A 255-nucleotide genomic window follows, 5' to 3' on the forward strand; every position below is an offset into this window, starting at 1 on the left:
TCAGCCACGGCATCGCCAAGCGGCCGGGCGTCTCCGAGGCGCGGCCCGTGCGCGGCGTCGACGAGGAGACCGAGACCAAGGGCACCGACGACTCCAAGAAGAAGGGCGAGGCGCTGGAGACCTATTGCGTCAATCTCAACAAGAAGGCGCGTGACGGCAAGATCGACCCGGTGATCGGACGTAATTCCGAGATCAACCGGGCGATCCAGGTGCTGTGCCGCCGCCAGAAGAACAATCCGCTGTTCGTGGGCGAGG

General features: G+C 65.1%; 1 pseudogene. It reads left to right on the forward strand.

The features are described from left to right. A pseudogene (clpA, locus tag MJ643_RS31055) lies at positions 1-255 on the forward strand (ATP-dependent Clp protease ATP-binding subunit ClpA); the annotation flags it as partial.

Origin of the sequence: Pseudomonas sp. PNPG3 (genome assembly GCF_023093815.1) — a bacterium.
Taxonomy (GTDB): domain Bacteria; phylum Pseudomonadota; class Gammaproteobacteria; order Pseudomonadales; family Pseudomonadaceae; genus Aquipseudomonas; species Aquipseudomonas asiatica.